Annotated in this window: 17 protein-coding genes; 5 read left to right on the top strand and 12 right to left on the bottom strand. The window is 59.8% G+C overall.

Features of this window, described 5'->3' with window-relative positions; translation table 11 throughout:
* Window positions 1–24: 24 nt before the first annotated feature.
* The 9 genes from IEV58_RS10385 to IEV58_RS18435 form a co-directional block, all read right to left on the bottom strand.
* The gene (locus IEV58_RS10385) at window positions 25–1,569 is read right to left on the bottom strand and encodes a tripartite tricarboxylate transporter permease (protein WP_188409651.1); all 1,545 of its coding nucleotides are present in this window, start codon (window positions 1,567–1,569) and stop codon (window positions 25–27) included.
* An 84-nt stretch (window positions 1,570–1,653) separates the two neighbouring features.
* Complete coding sequence (locus IEV58_RS10380) at window positions 1,654–2,178, bottom strand: tripartite tricarboxylate transporter TctB family protein (protein ID WP_188409650.1); 525 nt, start codon at window positions 2,176–2,178, stop codon at window positions 1,654–1,656.
* A 131-nt stretch (window positions 2,179–2,309) separates the two neighbouring features.
* Window positions 2,310–3,302 (bottom strand): Bug family tripartite tricarboxylate transporter substrate binding protein, encoded by a 993-nt coding sequence (locus IEV58_RS10375; protein ID WP_229729347.1) that lies wholly within the window; start codon window positions 3,300–3,302, stop codon window positions 2,310–2,312.
* Window positions 3,303–3,552: 250 nt separating this feature from the next.
* Complete coding sequence (locus IEV58_RS10370; protein WP_188409648.1) at window positions 3,553–4,524, bottom strand: LysR family transcriptional regulator; 972 nt, start codon at window positions 4,522–4,524, stop codon at window positions 3,553–3,555.
* Between the two features lie 176 nt (window positions 4,525–4,700).
* Window positions 4,701–5,789 (bottom strand): AbrB family transcriptional regulator, encoded by a 1,089-nt coding sequence (locus IEV58_RS10365; RefSeq protein ID WP_229729346.1) that lies wholly within the window; start codon window positions 5,787–5,789, stop codon window positions 4,701–4,703.
* A 58-nt stretch (window positions 5,790–5,847) separates the two neighbouring features.
* A complete protein-coding gene (locus IEV58_RS10360; RefSeq protein ID WP_229729345.1) occupies window positions 5,848–6,276 on the bottom strand; it encodes a PaaI family thioesterase in 429 nt (142 codons plus the stop codon).
* A gap of 188 nt (window positions 6,277–6,464) precedes the next feature.
* Window positions 6,465–6,674 carry a hypothetical protein gene (locus IEV58_RS10355; RefSeq protein WP_188409645.1) on the bottom strand — a complete coding sequence of 70 codons (210 nt, stop codon included), beginning with the start codon at window positions 6,672–6,674 and terminating at the stop codon, window positions 6,465–6,467.
* A 25-nt stretch (window positions 6,675–6,699) separates the two neighbouring features.
* Window positions 6,700–7,626, bottom strand: a complete 927-nt coding sequence (locus IEV58_RS10350; protein ID WP_188409644.1) for a ring-cleaving dioxygenase — start codon at window positions 7,624–7,626, stop codon at window positions 6,700–6,702.
* An 80-nt stretch (window positions 7,627–7,706) separates the two neighbouring features.
* The gene (locus IEV58_RS18435) at window positions 7,707–7,868 is read right to left on the bottom strand and encodes an Rdx family protein (protein WP_371873622.1); all 162 of its coding nucleotides are present in this window, start codon (window positions 7,866–7,868) and stop codon (window positions 7,707–7,709) included.
* Between the two features lie 151 nt (window positions 7,869–8,019).
* Here IEV58_RS18435 and IEV58_RS10340 point away from each other — a divergent pair, with 151 nt between their 5' ends.
* The 3 genes from IEV58_RS10340 (at window position 8,020) to IEV58_RS10330 (ending at window position 9,379) form a co-directional block, all read left to right on the top strand.
* Entirely contained in the window at window positions 8,020–8,526 is a 507-nt protein-coding gene (locus IEV58_RS10340; protein WP_188409643.1) for a YciE/YciF ferroxidase family protein, read from the top strand.
* Window positions 8,527–8,653: 127 nt separating this feature from the next.
* Window positions 8,654–8,827, top strand: a complete 174-nt coding sequence (locus IEV58_RS10335) for a hypothetical protein (RefSeq protein ID WP_188409642.1) — start codon at window positions 8,654–8,656, stop codon at window positions 8,825–8,827.
* Between the two features lie 135 nt (window positions 8,828–8,962).
* On the top strand, window positions 8,963–9,379 hold the full coding sequence (locus IEV58_RS10330) for a BA14K family protein (RefSeq protein ID WP_188409641.1): 417 nt from the start codon (window positions 8,963–8,965) through the stop codon (window positions 9,377–9,379).
* A 132-nt stretch (window positions 9,380–9,511) separates the two neighbouring features.
* On the opposite strand, the gene IEV58_RS10325 is transcribed toward IEV58_RS10330, so the two are convergent.
* Entirely contained in the window at window positions 9,512–9,775 is a 264-nt protein-coding gene (locus tag IEV58_RS10325; RefSeq protein ID WP_188409640.1) for a YMGG-like glycine zipper-containing protein, read from the bottom strand.
* A gap of 209 nt (window positions 9,776–9,984) precedes the next feature.
* Window positions 9,985–11,544, bottom strand: coding sequence for an EAL domain-containing protein (locus IEV58_RS10320; protein ID WP_188409639.1), 1,560 nt, complete (start codon window positions 11,542–11,544; stop codon window positions 9,985–9,987).
* Window positions 11,545–11,674: 130 nt separating this feature from the next.
* Here IEV58_RS10320 and IEV58_RS10315 point away from each other — a divergent pair, with 130 nt between their 5' ends.
* Window positions 11,675–12,568, top strand: a complete 894-nt coding sequence (locus IEV58_RS10315) for a sugar kinase (protein ID WP_188409638.1) — start codon at window positions 11,675–11,677, stop codon at window positions 12,566–12,568.
* Window positions 12,569–12,607: 39 nt separating this feature from the next.
* Here the strand turns inward: IEV58_RS10315 and IEV58_RS10310 are convergent, their stop codons facing one another.
* Complete coding sequence (locus IEV58_RS10310; protein ID WP_308791127.1) at window positions 12,608–14,890, bottom strand: NADP-dependent malic enzyme; 2,283 nt, start codon at window positions 14,888–14,890, stop codon at window positions 12,608–12,610.
* A gap of 190 nt (window positions 14,891–15,080) precedes the next feature.
* On the opposite strand from IEV58_RS10310, the gene IEV58_RS10305 reads away from it, so the two are divergent.
* A complete protein-coding gene (locus IEV58_RS10305; protein ID WP_188409637.1) occupies window positions 15,081–16,964 on the top strand; it encodes an aq_1923 C-terminal domain in 1,884 nt (627 codons plus the stop codon).
* Window positions 16,965–16,976 lie beyond the last annotated feature (12 nt).

The following is a 16,976-nucleotide window of genomic DNA, read 5'->3' as shown; positions in this document are numbered from 1 at the left end:
TCAAACCCATATGATCGTGTGCAGTCAATTTGCGGGATCCCGCATTACAGGTGCGGCGGGCGCGCCCCCGCCTCCGTTCAGGCCCAGTTTGCGGTCGCGCCGCCGATTAATGAAGCCGAAGATCTGGGCTGAGAAGACGCCAACGAGCGTGCAGGCGAAGAAGAACAGCACAATCGGACGGACGAAGAATAGCGACCAATCCTGTTGGAAGATGATCATCGACTGCTTGAGCGAGGTTTCCAGCATACCGCCGAGGATCAACCCCATGGCGAGTGGTACCACGGAAAATCCGAACCGTTTCATGAAGTAGCCGAGGATACCGAAGCCCAGCATGACCCAGACATCGATCATGCTCTGATCCAGAGAATAAGAGCCGACCACAGCCAGAACGAAGACAGACGGCCAGAGAAGCGCATTCGGCAGCAGCGTCAGCAGCGCGAATACCTTCGCGCCCAGAAGACCCATGAACAGCCACAGCACGTTGGCCAGCAGCATGATGGCGAATATAGCGTAGATGAACTCGGGCTGTTCTTCGAAAAGATAGGGGCCGGGACGCACGCCCTGGGCGGTCAGACCAACGAGGATCACGGCGGTAACGGCGCTTCCGGGAATCCCCAGGGCAAGGGTTGGTACCATGGCGCCGCCGGTTGCGGAATTGTTCGCCGCTTCGGCCGCTGCCAGCCCTTCGATCGACCCATTGCCGTACTCGTGCTTGTTGCGCGACCAGCGCTTTTGCTCGTTGTAGGCGACGATGGAAGCCACCGTGCCGCCCTCGGCGGGCAGAATGCCGATAAAGGTGCCGATCCCCGAACCGCTGAGGATCGCCTTCCAGATCTTCTTATAGTCGTCACGGCTCGGCAACTTCATCGCCTTCATGGCAACGCGCTCGACCACGATGTGCAGCGTGTGCGTCTGCAGCAGGAGCTCGGTGATGGCAAAAAGGCCGATCAGGATCGGCACCACCTTGAATCCCTCGCTCAGGCCCATGTAGCCGAAGGTGAAGCGATCCGCGCCGGTGACGAAGTCGATGCCGACCGTGCCGAGCAGCACGCCGAAGGCAGCCGAAATGAGATTTTTGGCCGATCCTTCGTTGCTGATGGAAGCTACCATCGAAAGCGCAAACAGCATCAGCGCGAAATATTCCGGAGGACCGAACTGATAGGCCACACCCGCCAGAAGCGGTGCCGCCAAGAGAAAGGCGAAGACGCTGAAAATGCCGGCTAAGGTGCCGGCGACCGTTGCCACACCAAGCGCCCGCCCAGCCTCCCCGCGTTTTGCCAACGGATACCCCTCGATGCAGGTGATCATGGCAGATGACGAGCCTGGTACATTCACCAGGATTGCCGAAATTGCGCCTGCGAAAGCGTTGGAACAATAGATCGACAGGAGCAGTGACAGCGCCGGCAACGGCTGCATCACCATGGTGAAGGGCAGCAGCAGAGCCGTCGTCATGGTGGCGCCGATGCCGGGCAGGATTCCGATCACTGTGCCGATCAGGAGACCCATTATGATCAGCATGAAATTGTAGGGATCAAAGACGATCGAAACGCCGGACAGAAAGGCATCCATGTGTGTCTTGCTCCTGGAGGAGAATGCCGAACCGAGGGCTTAGGCAATCGCCTCAGTATGGGTTGGTTCAGCGCCGCGTGGGACTCAAGAAAACAGGCTCGTCAGCGGCCCTGCCGGAAAGCGCACCCGCAGGAAGGTTGAGAACAGCAGAAACAGCACGGCGTGCAGACAAAGGGCGTAAAGAAGCGCAATTCCCAGGCGCGGCATGCCCCATAAGGGCACGCAGACCACCACGAAAGCGATCAACCCCAGGAAGAAATCCACCTGGGTCACCAGCACCAGGGAGATCACCATCGCCGCCATGGTCATATAGGCCAGACCGGGCACCGGCTCCGGCACCTCCATCGCCTGCTCGCGCGTCTCGTAGAGTGCGAGCAGAAGCAGCACCAGGATCGATACCAGAACGCCCTGCGGAAAGCTGGCCGGCTGGATTCCCTGGGCAAGACCGGCCGGCACCTGTTCGATCAGGGTGGAGAGATAGTACACGACCGCAATGATCGCGATGATGATACCGGCGACCGTATAGTCGTTGTAAAGCGCCGAACGCGGGGACCGCGCGCGATGCGGAGCGGGTGCTACCGGAACAGAAAGGCGGTCGTGGTGATCCATGACGAAAGCCCAATCTTTGTGCGAACAGGCTGAAACTTGCGAACCCGAAGCATCGCTCGAAGACGTGCTGCAGCCCCGGGATGCGCAAGATCAGCTGGCGATGCGCCCCATGGAGCGCATCGCCACAGCGACTACATCAAGCCAAGTTCTGTCAGAGCGAGCTTGGCTTCATCGTGCTCGCGGCGGATCGACTGCTCGAACACCTCTCCGGAAGCGGCGCTATCGAGCGGAATGCCAGAGCTTTTCAGATATTCCTGGTAACTTTGCGCGGCCATTGCCTTGGCAAAGCCGTCGCGGAGTATCTGAAGGCGATCCGGTGGCGTTTTCTTCAGCACGGCAAAGCCGCGCAGGGTCGGTCGCACCAGGTCGATGCCCAATTCCCTCGCCGTCGGCACATCGGGCAACTCAGGAGAGCGGTTCTCACTGAAGTTGATCAGTGGCCGAACAACGTTGGAACGGATCTGAGCATCGGCTTCGCTGATGCCGATCATGCCGCTGTCGAGATTCCCGCCAACGAGATTGATTGCGACCTCTCCGCCACTGGAAATCGGCACCGCCTGCATGGGCTGCATGTCGGCCATCTTCGCCAGAAGGAAGGTTGTGATGTGGTCGCCGCCGCCAATGCTGACGAGACCGACGCTCATGGATTTTTTCTTCCCGGCCTCGAGAAATTCTTGAGCGGTTTTATAAGGGCTCTTGGCACCGACCATGAGATAGATCGGATCCACCGTGCCGCGGCCAACACCCGCGATATCATCTATCTTCAGCGGGGATTTGCCCCGAGCGATGATGGAGATCTGAGAGCTGGTCAGGACGATGACCGTATGGCCATCCGCCGGTCTGCTCAGGGCATAATCGTGCGATACAGCGCCGCCAGCACCGGTTTTGCGGACGAGGGCCATTTGCCACCCCAGTTCCGAGCGTCCACCGTTAATGAGAGCGTGAGCCGTCAGATCAGTGCCGCCGCCTGCGCCGGCATGCACCAGAAGCTCGATGGTTTCACTGGGGAAACCCGCTTGAGCGAACGCGGACCCGGGCATCAGCGGGGTTGCCGCGACAGCGGCGCCCGCCATGAGAACTTGGCGACGGCTTAAGGAAAAGCGTCGGTCGAAACCTCCAACCATGGAATCTATCCTCCCGATAGATTATCGCACCTTTGCGGCGCGTATTTATGTCTATTGCAGATGTTCTTCGGTCCCGAGTTGCTTTTTTTATATTTGAAATAGTGACCGATACGCACTTATAAGACAAGCGAGAATTAAGTATCTCAGAACAGAAACAAGGGCTTATGCTGCCTTGTTTTGGTAAGGCTAGCAGCATACACCTCGTGATCAATCAAATTTATTTCCGCCATTATGCGGCTTTGCAGGACAATTATCCCGCCGCTTCGAGCTCCACCTCCCCTCGGTGGATGACCTCGCTTTCAAAGGGCAGATCGATTTTCTTTCGAATGAGGTCTGCCAGCTGTGACGCCGCCGGGGGCAGCCTCTGGCCGCGAACAGTGATGATGGCGACCTGGCGACATATGCGCGGATTGGCGAGGGGGATAACCCGGACACCGGACGTTCTGATGCGCGATGCCACGGTGTTTGGAAGCACAGCGATCCCCAGCCCCGCCTCCGCCATGGCAATGAGGGTCTGATGCTGGGTGCACTGATACTTGGTTATGAAGCTGACGGAGGATTTTTTTGCCGATGCCTCGAAGATCTGCCGGGTTACGCTGGTCTTGGTGGACATCAGCACGGGCATCTCCGCAAGTTCGTCCACCGTGAGGAAAGGCTTGTCCGCTGCGGGAAAATTGCTGGGTACCAGCGCCATCAGGGGATCTTCCAGCACAGGCTCAAACTCCAGATTGTGACTGGAGGGAAAGACCGGGCCGACACCGAAGTCAACATCACCGGCGAGGATGGCCTCCGTCATCTTGATCAGCGGCAACTCCGCCAGCACGACCCTGACACCTGAGTATTGCGTCTCGAACATTTTGAGGATGGCGGGAAGCCGCGTGCCGGCGATGGTGGGCGAGCAGGAAAGGGTCACCTGCCCCTTGTGAACATCGACGGCCTCGAACAGCCGCCTGAAACCGAGATTGAGTTCATTGATGCCCTGACGCGCGCTTTTGAGGAGTATCTCGCCATAAGGCGTGAGCGCCACGCTTCTCGTCGTCCTGTAGAATAATGGAACGCCAAGCTGGTCTTCAAGCTGCTTGATCTGAGCGCTGACGGCGGACTGCGAACGGCCAACCCGCTCAGCCGCCTCTTTGAAACTCAGATGTTCCGCCACCAGGATGAACACCTGCAGGAGGTTCATGTTCACCGATATGCCGGGCAACAGGTTCATCGCGATCATAATATTTCCTCCGATATTGTATTTTTTCCGGAGGATATCACCGCGGTTCATGAGCGCGCCATAATCCTTTTATGGGGAAACCGACATAATCATTATGAATGCAGCCGTATTAGCGAAGAACAACAGCCCAGCCTTATTCAAAAAAAGCTAAGAAAAACAACGATATAGCGAAGACGCTAGCCTTTCCCGGCCTTGTTCTTGCCTTTCCCGGCCGCCGGGGATTCTGCACCCGCGCGGCTCAACTGGTTGTAAAGGACGGGAGAGATGATGAAGACAAAGGTGATGCGGCAGACTTGGCAGGTCACCACAAACGCGACCTCAAAGCCGATCGCATAGGCGATCAGGGTCATTTCGGCCATGCCACCGGGCATGAAGGCAAGAGCCAACGCGGCCGCTGGTGGTTCCAGAAAGAGCGTACAGATCTCCGCCGAGACCACAGCGCCGGCAATGAGCACCAGGCACCAGACAAAGCCGCCGACCATGGTCTTTGTCATTTCCGCCCAGCGCACGCCGGAAAAACGCGAGCCGGCCAGTGATCCAATGACGACCTGCACAGCAGCAACCAGCCAATCCGGAGGCGACGAGGCCGTGAGATCCAGGGAATGAACAATCGCGCTCAATACCAGTGCCGGAATCATCACGCCGCCGGGAATGCGGTATCTCCTGCCGATCAGAAAGCCCAAGACCGCGCACGCGAGAAGAATGACACCATCGGTGATGCCCATTGCCGTGGCGTGAGCCACCACAGCCTTGCTGCGGTCCACGGGCAACCCTGACAAGAATTGCACGATAAAGGGCGCCGAGAACACCGTGACGACCACCCGCATCGAATGGATTAGCACAAGGCTCCGCAGGTCCCCTCCCAGGGAACCGCCAAGCAGCGTCAGTTCAGCCAGCCCTCCGGGCGATGACGCGAAGAAGGCAGTGGTGCGATCGAGGCCGACGAGCTTTCGAAAGAACAGCCCGCCCAGGAAGATCGTAACCAGAGTATATCCGAGCATCACGAGGATGGCCGGCCACCAGGCGGCGAGTGAGGCGATGACGGCGGGCGAGAACGCGCTTCCCGCCATGACGCCAACCACCGGGCGCGCGAAATCCCGGACCGAGAGTGGCACGCCGAAATCATGGCCTGCGATGGAGACAACCGCCGATGCGACCATGGCGCCCAAGGTCCAGGGCAGAGGCAGCCCCAGCGCATAGAACGCTGCGCCGCCCAAGGCGCCGACCAGCATGGCGATCGTGAATCGTCCGGTAGATGCGAGCACGAAACCGCCCATTCATGGAATGGCCGCCCCGCCGCCAGAGCTGCCGTGATGTCGCCGCTTATGCGGGCGGCGTGCCTTCGACCGATTCACTGCCCGAGCGGTAGCGATGCACATTCGTGCTGGTTGCCACTAAAAGCCCGTCGGCGGTGTAAACTGCCGTCTTGGAGAAATAGATCTTGCCGCCGCCTCTGACGCGCTCGCCGACAGCCGTCAGCACGCCGGTCTTGCTTTGAGCGATGAAGTTGCAGGTCATCGAGAGCGTCATGCCGACGCGCCTGTTTCCCGGCACACTGCACCACAGGCCGCAGAACCCGCCCGCGTGATCCATCAGCGTTGACAAGAGGCCACCATGGACGACACCGGCACGGTTGAGATGATGAGGCTTCAGTTCAAGGCTGATGCGCACATAGCCGTCGCGCCATTCCTCCAACTGCGTTCCAACGAATTCGAGAAATGCACTTCCGCTGTAGTGCGGCTGATCCTGCACACTGGTCTCCTGCATAAGCATCTGCCGCCCTTGTAAAGGGTTTGCGGGGTGATAGACGTCGGGACGCTTGAAGCGTAGACCTATAATGCACGTCCAAAGCGGCGACGGAAGGCCCGGATTATCTCATAAATCAGGCAGTTTTTGCTGGTTTCCTTCACTATGCCGGCAAGCTGCGCGCAGGGCTCGCCCTAACCCAGGCCGTGCCACTGCTTCTCCTTCAGGATCAGCCGCTTCCCCTTCTCGCTGAGGACAGGTTTCCGCCCCCGACGGCTCACCACTCCTGCGTCGGCGAGAATATCGACGAGAACGCTTGGAACCAACCCCGCTTCGGGCAAGCCGCGGCTTACCCGAAGCAAGGCTTCCCATTCCTCATCTGAAAAATCGGCGCGAACGGCCATACGTCATCCAATGCAGTCGGTGAAATCAGTCCAAGGCGGGCAGAACCGCTTCGATCTTGCCGCGATGTTCTTCCAGACCCGGCGGCAGTTTCAGGTCTTCGCCCAAGCGATCCGCCGGCTCATCCACCGCAAAGCCCGGGGCGTCCGTGGCGATTTCGAATAGCACACCGCCCGGCTCACGGAAGTAGACGGAGCGGAAATAGTTCCGGTCCTTCTGCTCTGTGACATGGCGGCCATGCTGCTCGACAAGCTTGGCGACCATAGCCTGCTGCTCGCGATCATCAGCCGCCCGGAAGGCTACATGATGCACAGTACCCCTTCCCGAGCGGCCCCGGGGAAAGCCACCGACCTCCCGAAGGTCGATCGTGCTGCCGACGCCCTTGCCCGTTCTGTAGCGTATGAACGCGCCCTCCCGGCCGATCTCGCGAAAACCGAAGACATCGGTCAGGATTGCAGCGGTCGGCCTCGCCGTTTCAAGCAGAAGACTTACTCCGTGAAGACCAAGGATGGCATGCTCCGAAGGAACCTCCGGGGTTCCTGGCATGTCTGATGGCGTGAGGCCGGGGATGGCGGCGAACGCCAGGCGCATGCCGTCAGGATCCTTGAACGGCAACAGAGTTTCCCCGAACCGCTTTACGGACGGATCGTAGTTCACCCCCTTCTCGAGCAACCGGTGGGTCCAGAAGCCGAGTGATCCCTCGGGAATCCGAAGCAGGATTTCATCAGTTTCTCCCGGACCAAGACGACCCGGTGCGGCATGCTCCCAGGGAAAGAAGGTCAGGACTGTCCCGGGAGTTCCAACCTCATCCCCATAGTAGAGATGATAGGTGGTGGGATCGTCGAAATTGACGGTCTTCTTCACCAGTCGCAGACCTAGGACGTCAGTATAGAAATCGAGGTTGCGCCGCGCCGGTCCCGCGATAGCGGTTACATGATGGATGCTATTTCCCATGGAAGCCTCCTGTCGCGGGCACATGTCCGCGTGTGTTCCTCCATAACTTAGATGCAAGAAAGCATAACTGCTATGGTCCACTAATTGCGCCCGTGCAATCGACATTGTGCGGCATCAGCGGCGATGTGCCCAAGCTTCTGGTCAGGCCAGAGTTCGTCCCGCGCAGGCTGCTTCAGCGTTTTTATGTCGGGAAAGCCGCCGTCGGTCTTGCGGTCCCAGATCAGCCTGTCACCGGCGTTGATCTGGAAGACACCTCCTCCGGTGCCCGGAACAAGCGCGACCTCCCCGATCTGCCGGTCAAGCCTCCCGCGCCAGCCGGAACCTCACCCGCTCGGGAGCGTTGCTCAACCGACGCCGCGGAAGCGGCCTGAATAATCCAAGGGAGATCAGCAAATGGGTCTTTTTTCAAAAGACATAAAAAGCATGGAAGACCTCTTCCAGCACCAGCTCGAAGATATCTATTACGCCGAGCAGCAGATCGAGAAGAACCTGCCCACCATGGCTGAAAAAGCCACCAGCCCGGAACTCAAGGCTGGATTTGAGAAACATCTGCGGGAGACACGTACCCACGTTCAGCGCCTTGAGCAGGTATTCGCCGTGATTGGCAAAGAGGCCAAAGGCGTGGATTGCGAAGCCATCGACGGCATCATCAAGGAAGCCAAACATGTCGCCAAGAATGTAGACGACAAGGAAGTGCTGGATGCCGCGCTGCTCGCGTCGGCGCAGGCCGTCGAACATTATGAGATCACGCGCTATGGCACGTTGATCGCCTGGGCCAAGGAACTTGGCTACACCGCCGCAGTGAAGCCTCTGGAGGCAAACCTCAATGAGGAATATGCCACCGACAAAACATTGACATCGTTGGCGGAAAAGCGCGTGAACAGACTTGCAGCCGCGTAACCGGCGAAATCTCCATGTCCGAAAACGGACGAACTTTGCCGCGGCGCCTCGATGACGATCGCCGCGGCTGATTGCGAAAGCCGCGGCGATCCCTTATGCCTCCCTTTCGCATTGGGAGACTGCAGGAATGAATGAAAATGTGCAGCGGCTGTTGAACCGTCTGAAAGCGGCGCAACGCGACTTGGTTCTCGTCGCAGCCCGAACTGACGCGACGCCGCCTGACAGCTTGATACGAAAAATAGCCGATCTGGAGGTTGCGATCGGCGCCGTCGAGCATCTTCTGGAAGAAGATAGTGATTAGGCGACGGAATTGGCCATCCTTATCGTTAAAGCCTTAGAGCCCGCCCTGAGGAACATTCATGTCCTCTTCAACGTTGACCAGCGGGTATAAGTGAGCTCGAGCCGATAAAGGCATCTGGAGCACGAGGAGATGAGAATGAGGAAGGCCCTCTCGTTAATGGTGGCGGCAGCCATCGCGGTGTCCGGTTTCGGGATGCCGTCTGCCGTCCAAGCCAGTCCGCTGAAAAGCCTGGCAGGAGTGAATCAGTCCGCCGTTGAGGATGTGCAGTATCGTCATGGCCGGCGTTATCATGGTCATCGTTATCATGGTTCGCGCCGATACTACCGCGATCGACGCTACTACCGCCGTGATAACGGGGGCGCTGCTGTCGCAGCAGGTGTCGTCGGCCTCGCCGCCGGCGTTCTCGCGGGGCAGGCTCTGGCGCAGCCGCGCTATGCCCCCGCGCCGGCGTATTCTGACCGTCATGCCTACTGCTACTCCAAGTACCGGTCGTATGACGCGCGGACCGGCACCTATCTCGGCTATGACGGACTTCGCCATTACTGCCAGTAAGACAGGCCGATACGATAAGAAAAAAGCCGCCGATTTATGATCGGCGGCTTTTTTACATGTACGACGCATTTCATCGGCCGCAAAAAAAGCCGGACGGAAAACCCGTCCGGCTCTTGATTGATGCGCGGCAGATCAGCAGCGGTAGGCGACCGGCCGGCCGTAGCGATCGTAGCCACGGCAGGTGCGCGGGGCGGTTGAAGCGCCAACGATCGCGCCGCCCGCGCCGCCGATAGCAGCACCTGCGAGAGCGCCACCGCTCGAGCCGGTCGCAAGACCGCCCACGAGAGCGCCGGCACCAGCGCCGATCGCGCCACCTGCAAGAGCCCTGTTCTGCTGTTCCGTTGCACAGGCGGCAAGACCGAGTGCCACAACTCCGAGAGCCAAGATTTTCTTCATCGAAACCTCCAAAACTGTCCCGTTACATTAGCCGTCCCACAGGGGCGGCATATCCAGCGCCTGACGCCTGAGCGGAAAATGCCCTTACAGCGAAGCAGTCGACGCGTAAACGCTTGCCATAAGAGATGGTTCCCGTCGAGTGGAAGGCATGACAGGCGTTGGAGGCTATATTTGGTTCAAAACCGGGCTCAGATGCGTCGCTGCAACAATCAGGCGGCATCCGAAGCCTGGCCGCGTTGCTTAAGCGGGCACATCGCTTCTGCCAACGCGGCATAGGCTTTTGCTGGCAGCGGCGGCGCGAAGATGTAGCCTTGGGCGGCTCGAACGCCCTTTGCCCGCAGATACTCCACCTGCTCCTGGGTTTCCACACCCTCAGCCACGAGATCCATCGACATCTCGGAAGCAAGGCGCACGAGACTGTCGATGATTGCCGTGGAATAGCGATCGGTTCCGATGGCATCGACAAACATCTTGTCGATCTTCATCTGATCGACCCCCAGTTTCAGAAGATATGACAGGCCGCCGTGCCCGGTCCCCACATCGTCCAACGCCACCTGAGCTCCGAGTTCCTGCAATCGGGCAATGACCACGCGTGCGCGGGCGATGTTCGGCAGTTCTTCGCGTTCTGTCACCTCGAAAACCAGCTGATTCATTCTGATGCGCGAGTCGGCGAAGACGGTGGATACGTCATTGATGACATCGAAGGACGCGAAGTGTCCGGCAATCAGGTTGAATGATAACTTCAACTCGGGGCGGCCCTCATAGACCCGCTCCAGATCCTCGCGCCCGCGCTTCATGACGGATCGCGTGATGTCGTAGATCTGGCCGGACTTTTCCGCCAGGGCGATAAAACCGGCGGGCGATATGATGGTGCCATCGGCTTTGCGCCACCGAACCAAGGCTTCGCAGCCAAGGAGGTTCCCGTTCGAGATGTCGATCACGGGCTGGTAGTAGGCGATGAATTGGCCCTTGCGGATGCCCTCCGCGATCTCGCGCTCCGGTCCCTCGATCCGGCGAGACACGCCCCAGGCCAGCAGGACGGCAAAGAGCGCCATCACCGCTCCGCCGGCGTTTCCATAAATGAACAGCTCTTGATAGGTCCGCAGCAATGCGGTCGACGGAATGCTAATTTTGATCGCCAGGGGATAGCGTTCCGATCCGCGGCTCGCTTCGAAGACGCGAGGTGTTGATTCGCTGATGCTGATGTCCTGTGAGCTCAGCCTTCCCGCTATTAACGTGCCATCCGCCAACATCAGCTGGGTAAGAAAGCCGGATTGGAGCTTGCCCACGATGATCGGCGGAATGAGCTCAGAACCGGGGATCACGACGCGTATTGAGCTTCCGTCGGCATAGTTCCATGCTAGGCGGATGTGCGTTGGTCCGTTGTCGCCACCATGGTCGACGACATCCATCGTCACCTTCGGATGCAGCGTGTCGTGCTGCGGCGAGATCTCCCGCAGGACGCGCGAACGGCCGACGCTGGAGCATCTCACCTCCCCCTCCGGATCAACGATCGCGATCTCCTGAGAGAAGGGCGCCCGCGCCGCCGCTTGAGAGATATGATCTCGATTCTCCTGCGAGCAGGATCTCACATCTTTCACGCCAAGGCTGATCAGCGCGGTCATGGCAGAATCGAGCCGCCCATGAACCTGGGACATGATAGCCTCGGCGGCATCCTCCACCTGCCGATCCTCATTCGCCTTGATATGGAGCCAGAGAAGAGCGTTCAAACCGATCAACGGAACGACCGAAATGACGGCCGCTGCCATAAGCGGTAACCACTTCGCTCGTCTTCGCTCAATCATGCACTATCCTCTAGCCGGGCTGATTAGAGGATCGGACCATTAACCAGACGTTAACCGCGCCGTTGCATCGCGCAATTAAAGTAGGGATCACGATATGCAGGCTCTGTTCATCGGTCAGACTTACATCGACGTCACCTTCCTGACCGACCGCCTGCCGACAGGCGACGAGAAGACAATCGCTCATGATTACGCCGTCAGTTTCGGCGGCAACGCGGTCACCGCCGCTTTCTGCTGCGCCAGACTTGGCATCGCGCCGGACCTTCTGTGCTCTTATGCCGATGACTGGCTCGGCCGCATGTTCATGGACATGGCCGCCAAATACAGCATTCCCATCCACGCCAGAAAGGTCCGGGAATCCTCTCTATCCTTCATCATGCCGAACAATGGCAAACGCGCCATCGTCCGGTGCCGCGACGATGACTATCTCCACCCCTTCCCGAATCTCAACATCCGGGAGGCTCGCGCACTGCATGTCGATGGGCACCAACCCGATGCCGCGCTTCACTATGCCAAGGCGTTCCGCGAAGCCGGGCGACTGACGTCGCTTGACGGTGGCGCTGTGCGATCCAACACGGAGGAATTGCTGGAGTTCATCGATGTCGCCATTGTTTCCGACCGCATGTGCGAGCAGATGAAGCTGTCACATTCCGGCATGCTCGACCATCTCAGGGAGAAGGGCTGCAAGATCGGCGGCATCACCCTCGGTGAGCGCGGTCTCGTCTGGTATGATGAAACGGGCCAGCGCCGCGAAATGCCCTCGCTCGCAATCCCAAAGGAGAAGGTCATCGATACCAACGGCGCCGGTGACGTGTTCCACGGCGCCTATGTCTTCTCCTATCTGCAGAACCCCGACGCCAGTTGGGAGAGCCACTTCCAGTTCTCCCGGGCTGCCTCCGCCCACAAGATCCAGCGCCTGGGCAATGAAGCCGGCCTGCCCACGCTCGACGACGTCAAGGCCATGCTGGCGGACGCCAGCGAAACGGTGTGATCCAAATATCGGGTGCCGGCCTCGCGAGCCGGCACCGCATCATGCCGACTGAGCCTGCACGTCGGTCACGGCGATGGCTGTCATGTTGACGAGGCCACGTGCTGTCACCGACGGCGTGAGGATGTGTGCAGGCTTGGCCGGGCCGAGCAACATCGGGCCGACCGGCAAGGCATCGGCGACCGCCTTGATGAGCTGATACGAGATGTTGGCGGCATCGAGGTTCGGCATGATCAGCAGATTTGCCTCTCCTTTCAGCGTCGATGCCGGGAAGTTGCGAGCCCGCTGCGCCTCGTTGAGAGCAGCGTCAGCGTGCATCTCGCCGTCGACCTCAAGCTCGGGAGCTTCGCGACGGAGGATCGCCAGCGTCTCGCGCATCTTTTCCGACGACGGCGAGTTGAAAGAGCCGAAGTTGGAGTGCGAGAGCAATGCGACCTTGGGCTCGAGGCCAAAGCGGCGCACATAGTCCGCGCAGCGCATGGTCATGTCAGCGAGTTCTGGCGCTGTCGGATCCGGCGTCACATAGGTGTCGGCGATGAAGTGCACGCCGCGCGAGGTGATGACGAGACTAAGCGCGGAATAGTCGTCGATGCCGCCGGCTTGGCCGATCACCTCGTCGATGGCGCGCAGATGGCCGTGATAGCGTCCTTCGAGGCCGCAGATCATGGCGTCGGCATCGCCGCGCTGAACTGCCAGGGCCGCGATCACTGTGAAGTTGGTGCGCACCACCGTGCGGGCACGGTCGGGCGTCACGCCGCAGCGCCCTGCCCGCTCCAGATAGAGCGCAACATAGTCGCGGTAGCGAGGATCGTCTTCCGGATCGATGATCTCGAAGTCAATGCCAGGCCGGATCGACAGGCCGTAACGCTTGGCGCGAACCTCAATGACATGCGGGCGTCCGATCAGGATGGGAACGGCGATCTTCTCCTCGATGGCGATCTGGGCGGCGCGCAGCACGCGTTCGTCCTCACCCTCGGCATAGGCGACACGCTTGGGCGAACGCTTGGCTGCCGCGAAGACCGGCTTCATGGCAAGGCCGGAGCGGAACACGAAGCGCGACAGGCGCTCCTCGTAAGCCTCGAAATCTGTGATGGGCCGGCGCGCGACGCCCGTGTCCTGCGCCGCCTTGGCGACGGCCGGCGCAATCCGCAGGATCAGGCGCGGGTCAAACGGGCTTGGGATGAGCGAGTCGGGCCCGAACAGACGCGTCTCACCGCCATAGGCCTGGGCGGCCACCTCGGACGAGGCCTCGCGGGCGAGCCCGGCGATTGCCTCCACGGCGGCGCGCTTCATCTCCTCGTTGATGGCGCGGGCACCCACGTCGAGTGCGCCACGGAAGATGTAGGGAAAGCAGAGGACATTGTTGACCTGGTTCGGGAAGTCCGAACGGCCGGTGCAGATCATGGCATCCGGCCGCACCGCACGCGCTTCCTCCGGCATGATCTCCGGATTGGGATTGGCGAGTGCCATGATCAGAGGCTTTTCTGCCATGCGCGCCACCATGTCGGCCTTCAGCACGCCGCCAGCCGAGAGGCCCAGGAAGACATCGGCCCCTTCGATCACTTCGGCCAGGGTGCGAAGATCGGTCTTTTGAGCATAGACCGCCTTCCAGCGGTCCATCAGCGCCTCGCGCCCCTCATAGGCCACGCCCTCCAGGTCCGTGACCCAGATGTTTTCTCGCCGCGCACCGAGCGAGACGAGAAGATTGAGGCAGGCAAGGGCCGCAGCGCCGGCTCCTGATGTGACGATCTTGGCATCTTCGATCTTTTTCCCGGCCAGTTCGAGAGCGTTGCGAACCGCCGCGCCCACGATGATGGCCGTGCCATGCTGATCGTCATGAAAAACCGGAATGGACATGCGCGCCTTGAGCTGCTCCTCCACCTCGAAGCATTCCGGCGCCTTGATATCCTCGAGATTGATCCCGCCAAAGGTTGGCTCCAGCGCCGCGACCACGTCGACAATGCGCGAGACCTCATCGGCATCGATCTCGATATCGAAGACATCGATGCCGGCGAACTTCTTGAAGAGAACAGCCTTGCCTTCCATCACCGGCTTGGACGCGAGCGGGCCGATCGCACCAAGGCCGAGAACCGCTGTGCCATTGGAAATGACAGCAACGAGATTCTGCCGCGCTGTCAGTTCCGCGGCCGTCTCCGGATCTTCCGCGATGGCTTCGCAGGCAGCAGCAACACCCGGCGAATAGGCCAGAGCGAGATCCCGCTGTGTGGCCAGCGGCTTGGTGGCCTGGATCTCCAGCTTTCCGGGCTTGGGCAGCCGGTGATAGGCAAGTGCGGCCGCCTTCAGATCGTCAGTCAGAGATGCCATGTGATGTCCTCCCGTGCATGCCCCTCTTATCGCCGGGAGCGACCAAGGAAAAGAGCGCTTCTGTTGCAAAGGTGATGCGCGACCGCGACAGCTTGCCTCTGCCGTTGCGACCTTGCGATTGCCGGAGGTCTGTCGATCCCCTAAAGCACGAGCAACACACGTGCGGAAGCATCGCGGGGGAGCGGCAGACATGGCAAAGAAAGCACTGTTGATTGGAGCAGGCATGGTTGCCTTGCTGGGCATCGGAACCTTCCTGGCCGCGCCGCCGATCATCGAAAGCTGCGTGAATTCAGCGCTCGACGCTGCCTTGCTGCAGGCGAACCAACACGAGAGCGTGAAGGTAAGCCGCAAAACAAGCCGCTTCGATCTTTGGAGCCGCCGTCTCGAGATAGACGATCTGGTCTACGAACAGGCTTCGGCCTACGCGGCAAAGGTCGTCGTGCCGAAGCTGACCATCGAAGGCATCAATGTTCTTGCCCTCACCGCAGAGATCTTCAGCGGCCAGCCTGCCCCCGTCGATGCCGTGGATGCGGTTCGGCGATTCTCTGCGGCGCGCGTCTATGCTCCGACCATTGAGGTGGAAGACCGCTCGCTTCCCGGAGAGGTCGGCAAGAGCACCTATCGCGAAACGATTATAACCGATCTAAAGAACGGTATCGCCGCGTCTCTGTCGATCGCGAGCGCCGAAACCCAGGTGCCCCCTGACGAGAACATAACGTTTGAACCGATGACGTTCGGCAGCATGCGCTATGAAGGGATCGACATCGGCCTGAACCTTGCCCTCTTGGCCCCGAATGCGCCGCGCGGTGACGAAATGCGGCCGCTGTTCCGGAGCTTCACCTCGGAACCGATCATCATGAAGGGCAAGGCCGGTGATGTGGCCCTGACTCTGGAAATTGGCGGAATGACCTCTGACGAGATGCGGGTGAGGCCATCAGCCTTTGATGCCGAACGCATGATGAGTGCCGTGTCGGCCATCGAAAGTGCCGAGGCCCGCGGAGAAACACCGCCCGAGGATGCCACACATCAAGTCCTCACCGCGGTTACGGATGCCTTGCTGGGCGTGGAAATGGATCGGTTAGCCATCGACAGTTTCAAGATGACGGTGGGAGGCGATCAGCCGGGGGATGTCGACCTCGGTCCAATAACCATCCAGGGACTTAAGGATGGCGCGCTTCTCATGCTGGACATGCGTGATTTGCACTTCGAGGCACGGGGACGCCGATCTTTGAAAGCGTCGCGGTACCAGCTGAAGAACGCCGATTTCAGCGGAACCCTTGCCTTCCTCCGTGACAAGGACATGCTCAATGCGATCGCCGAAAAGCAGATTTCACCGGGAGATATCCTGCGTATGCTGCCGCGCTTCGAAGTGGTGCTGGAAGGCCTTGTGCAGCAGGAGAACGGAGATGCGGTGCTGGAGGTCGCACAGCAAAGCCTGGCGTTGACGGGTCCCCGCGGCGGCCTTCCCTCCCGCTTCGCATTCGCCATGGAAGGCTTCAGCGTTCCTGTGCCGGCGGACGACCCGCGGATGGATATCCTCAAGGACTTCGGGATCGAGACGCTGCGCGGCCGCCTCGCTTACATCATGTCCTATGATGACTCGGCATCAGCGCTCAAGATCGACAGTGTCACAGCCGATCTAGATCAGCTCGCAGCGCTCGAGGGAAAACTGACGCTCGGCAAGATCGACATGACCAAGCTGATTGATTCCCCTGAGGCCTTCGCTGAAAGTCTGGGCGAGGCAACCTTCACCAAAGCTCAGGTCAAGATCAGCGACCGCAATGGCGGCATCACACGCCTCATGGAGAAAACCGCCGAGGAACGCGGAGGTGATCTTCAGACCCTCAAGGATGAACTTGTCGTCAAGGCTCAGGTGATGGGCGTTCTCTTTCTCGGCGGGAGCGCCGTGGAGGTGATGCCCGCGCTTTTGAAATTCATCGAGGATCCCAAATCGATCACGGTGACAGCTCGCCCTAAAAATGACGCTCAACCAGCCGCCGAACTCTATCGGTCTCTCCACGAAGGCCCGCAGAATATCCCCAATCTGCTCGACTTCGAGGCTGTTGCGGAGTGAGCGCCAGACAAA

The sequence above is a fragment of the Agaricicola taiwanensis genome, from assembly GCF_014635245.1.
Taxonomy (GTDB): domain Bacteria; phylum Pseudomonadota; class Alphaproteobacteria; order Rhizobiales; family Methylopilaceae; genus Agaricicola; species Agaricicola taiwanensis.
This window is presented reverse-complemented; position numbering and strand designations above follow the sequence as displayed.

What these genes read in the sequence shown, in the direction of transcription:
- IEV58_RS10325 (WP_188409640.1), bottom strand. Translation starts at nt 9,775, where the DNA reads ATGAAGAAAATCTTGGCTCTCGGAGTTGTGGCACTCGGTCTTGCCGCC.
- IEV58_RS10305 (WP_188409637.1), top strand. Translation starts at nt 15,081, where the DNA reads ATGGCAAAGAAAGCACTGTTGATTGGAGCAGGCATGGTTGCCTTGCTG.
- IEV58_RS10380 (WP_188409650.1), bottom strand. Translation starts at nt 2,178, where the DNA reads ATGGATCACCACGACCGCCTTTCTGTTCCGGTAGCACCCGCTCCGCAT.
- IEV58_RS10370 (WP_188409648.1), bottom strand. Translation starts at nt 4,524, where the DNA reads ATGATCGCGATGAACCTGTTGCCCGGCATATCGGTGAACATGAACCTC.
- IEV58_RS10340 (WP_188409643.1), top strand. Translation starts at nt 8,020, where the DNA reads ATGGGTCTTTTTTCAAAAGACATAAAAAGCATGGAAGACCTCTTCCAG.
- IEV58_RS10375 (WP_229729347.1), bottom strand. Translation starts at nt 3,302, where the DNA reads ATGGTTGGAGGTTTCGACCGACGCTTTTCCTTAAGCCGTCGCCAAGTT.
- IEV58_RS10335 (WP_188409642.1), top strand. Translation starts at nt 8,654, where the DNA reads ATGAATGAAAATGTGCAGCGGCTGTTGAACCGTCTGAAAGCGGCGCAA.
- IEV58_RS10310 (WP_308791127.1), bottom strand. Translation starts at nt 14,890, where the DNA reads ATGGCATCTCTGACTGACGATCTGAAGGCGGCCGCACTTGCCTATCAC.
- IEV58_RS10355 (WP_188409645.1), bottom strand. Translation starts at nt 6,674, where the DNA reads ATGGCCGTTCGCGCCGATTTTTCAGATGAGGAATGGGAAGCCTTGCTT.
- IEV58_RS10330 (WP_188409641.1), top strand. Translation starts at nt 8,963, where the DNA reads ATGAGGAAGGCCCTCTCGTTAATGGTGGCGGCAGCCATCGCGGTGTCC.
- IEV58_RS10320 (WP_188409639.1), bottom strand. Translation starts at nt 11,544, where the DNA reads ATGGCAGCGGCCGTCATTTCGGTCGTTCCGTTGATCGGTTTGAACGCT.
- IEV58_RS10385 (WP_188409651.1), bottom strand. Translation starts at nt 1,569, where the DNA reads ATGGATGCCTTTCTGTCCGGCGTTTCGATCGTCTTTGATCCCTACAAT.
- IEV58_RS10350 (WP_188409644.1), bottom strand. Translation starts at nt 7,626, where the DNA reads ATGGGAAATAGCATCCATCATGTAACCGCTATCGCGGGACCGGCGCGG.
- IEV58_RS10315 (WP_188409638.1), top strand. Translation starts at nt 11,675, where the DNA reads ATGCAGGCTCTGTTCATCGGTCAGACTTACATCGACGTCACCTTCCTG.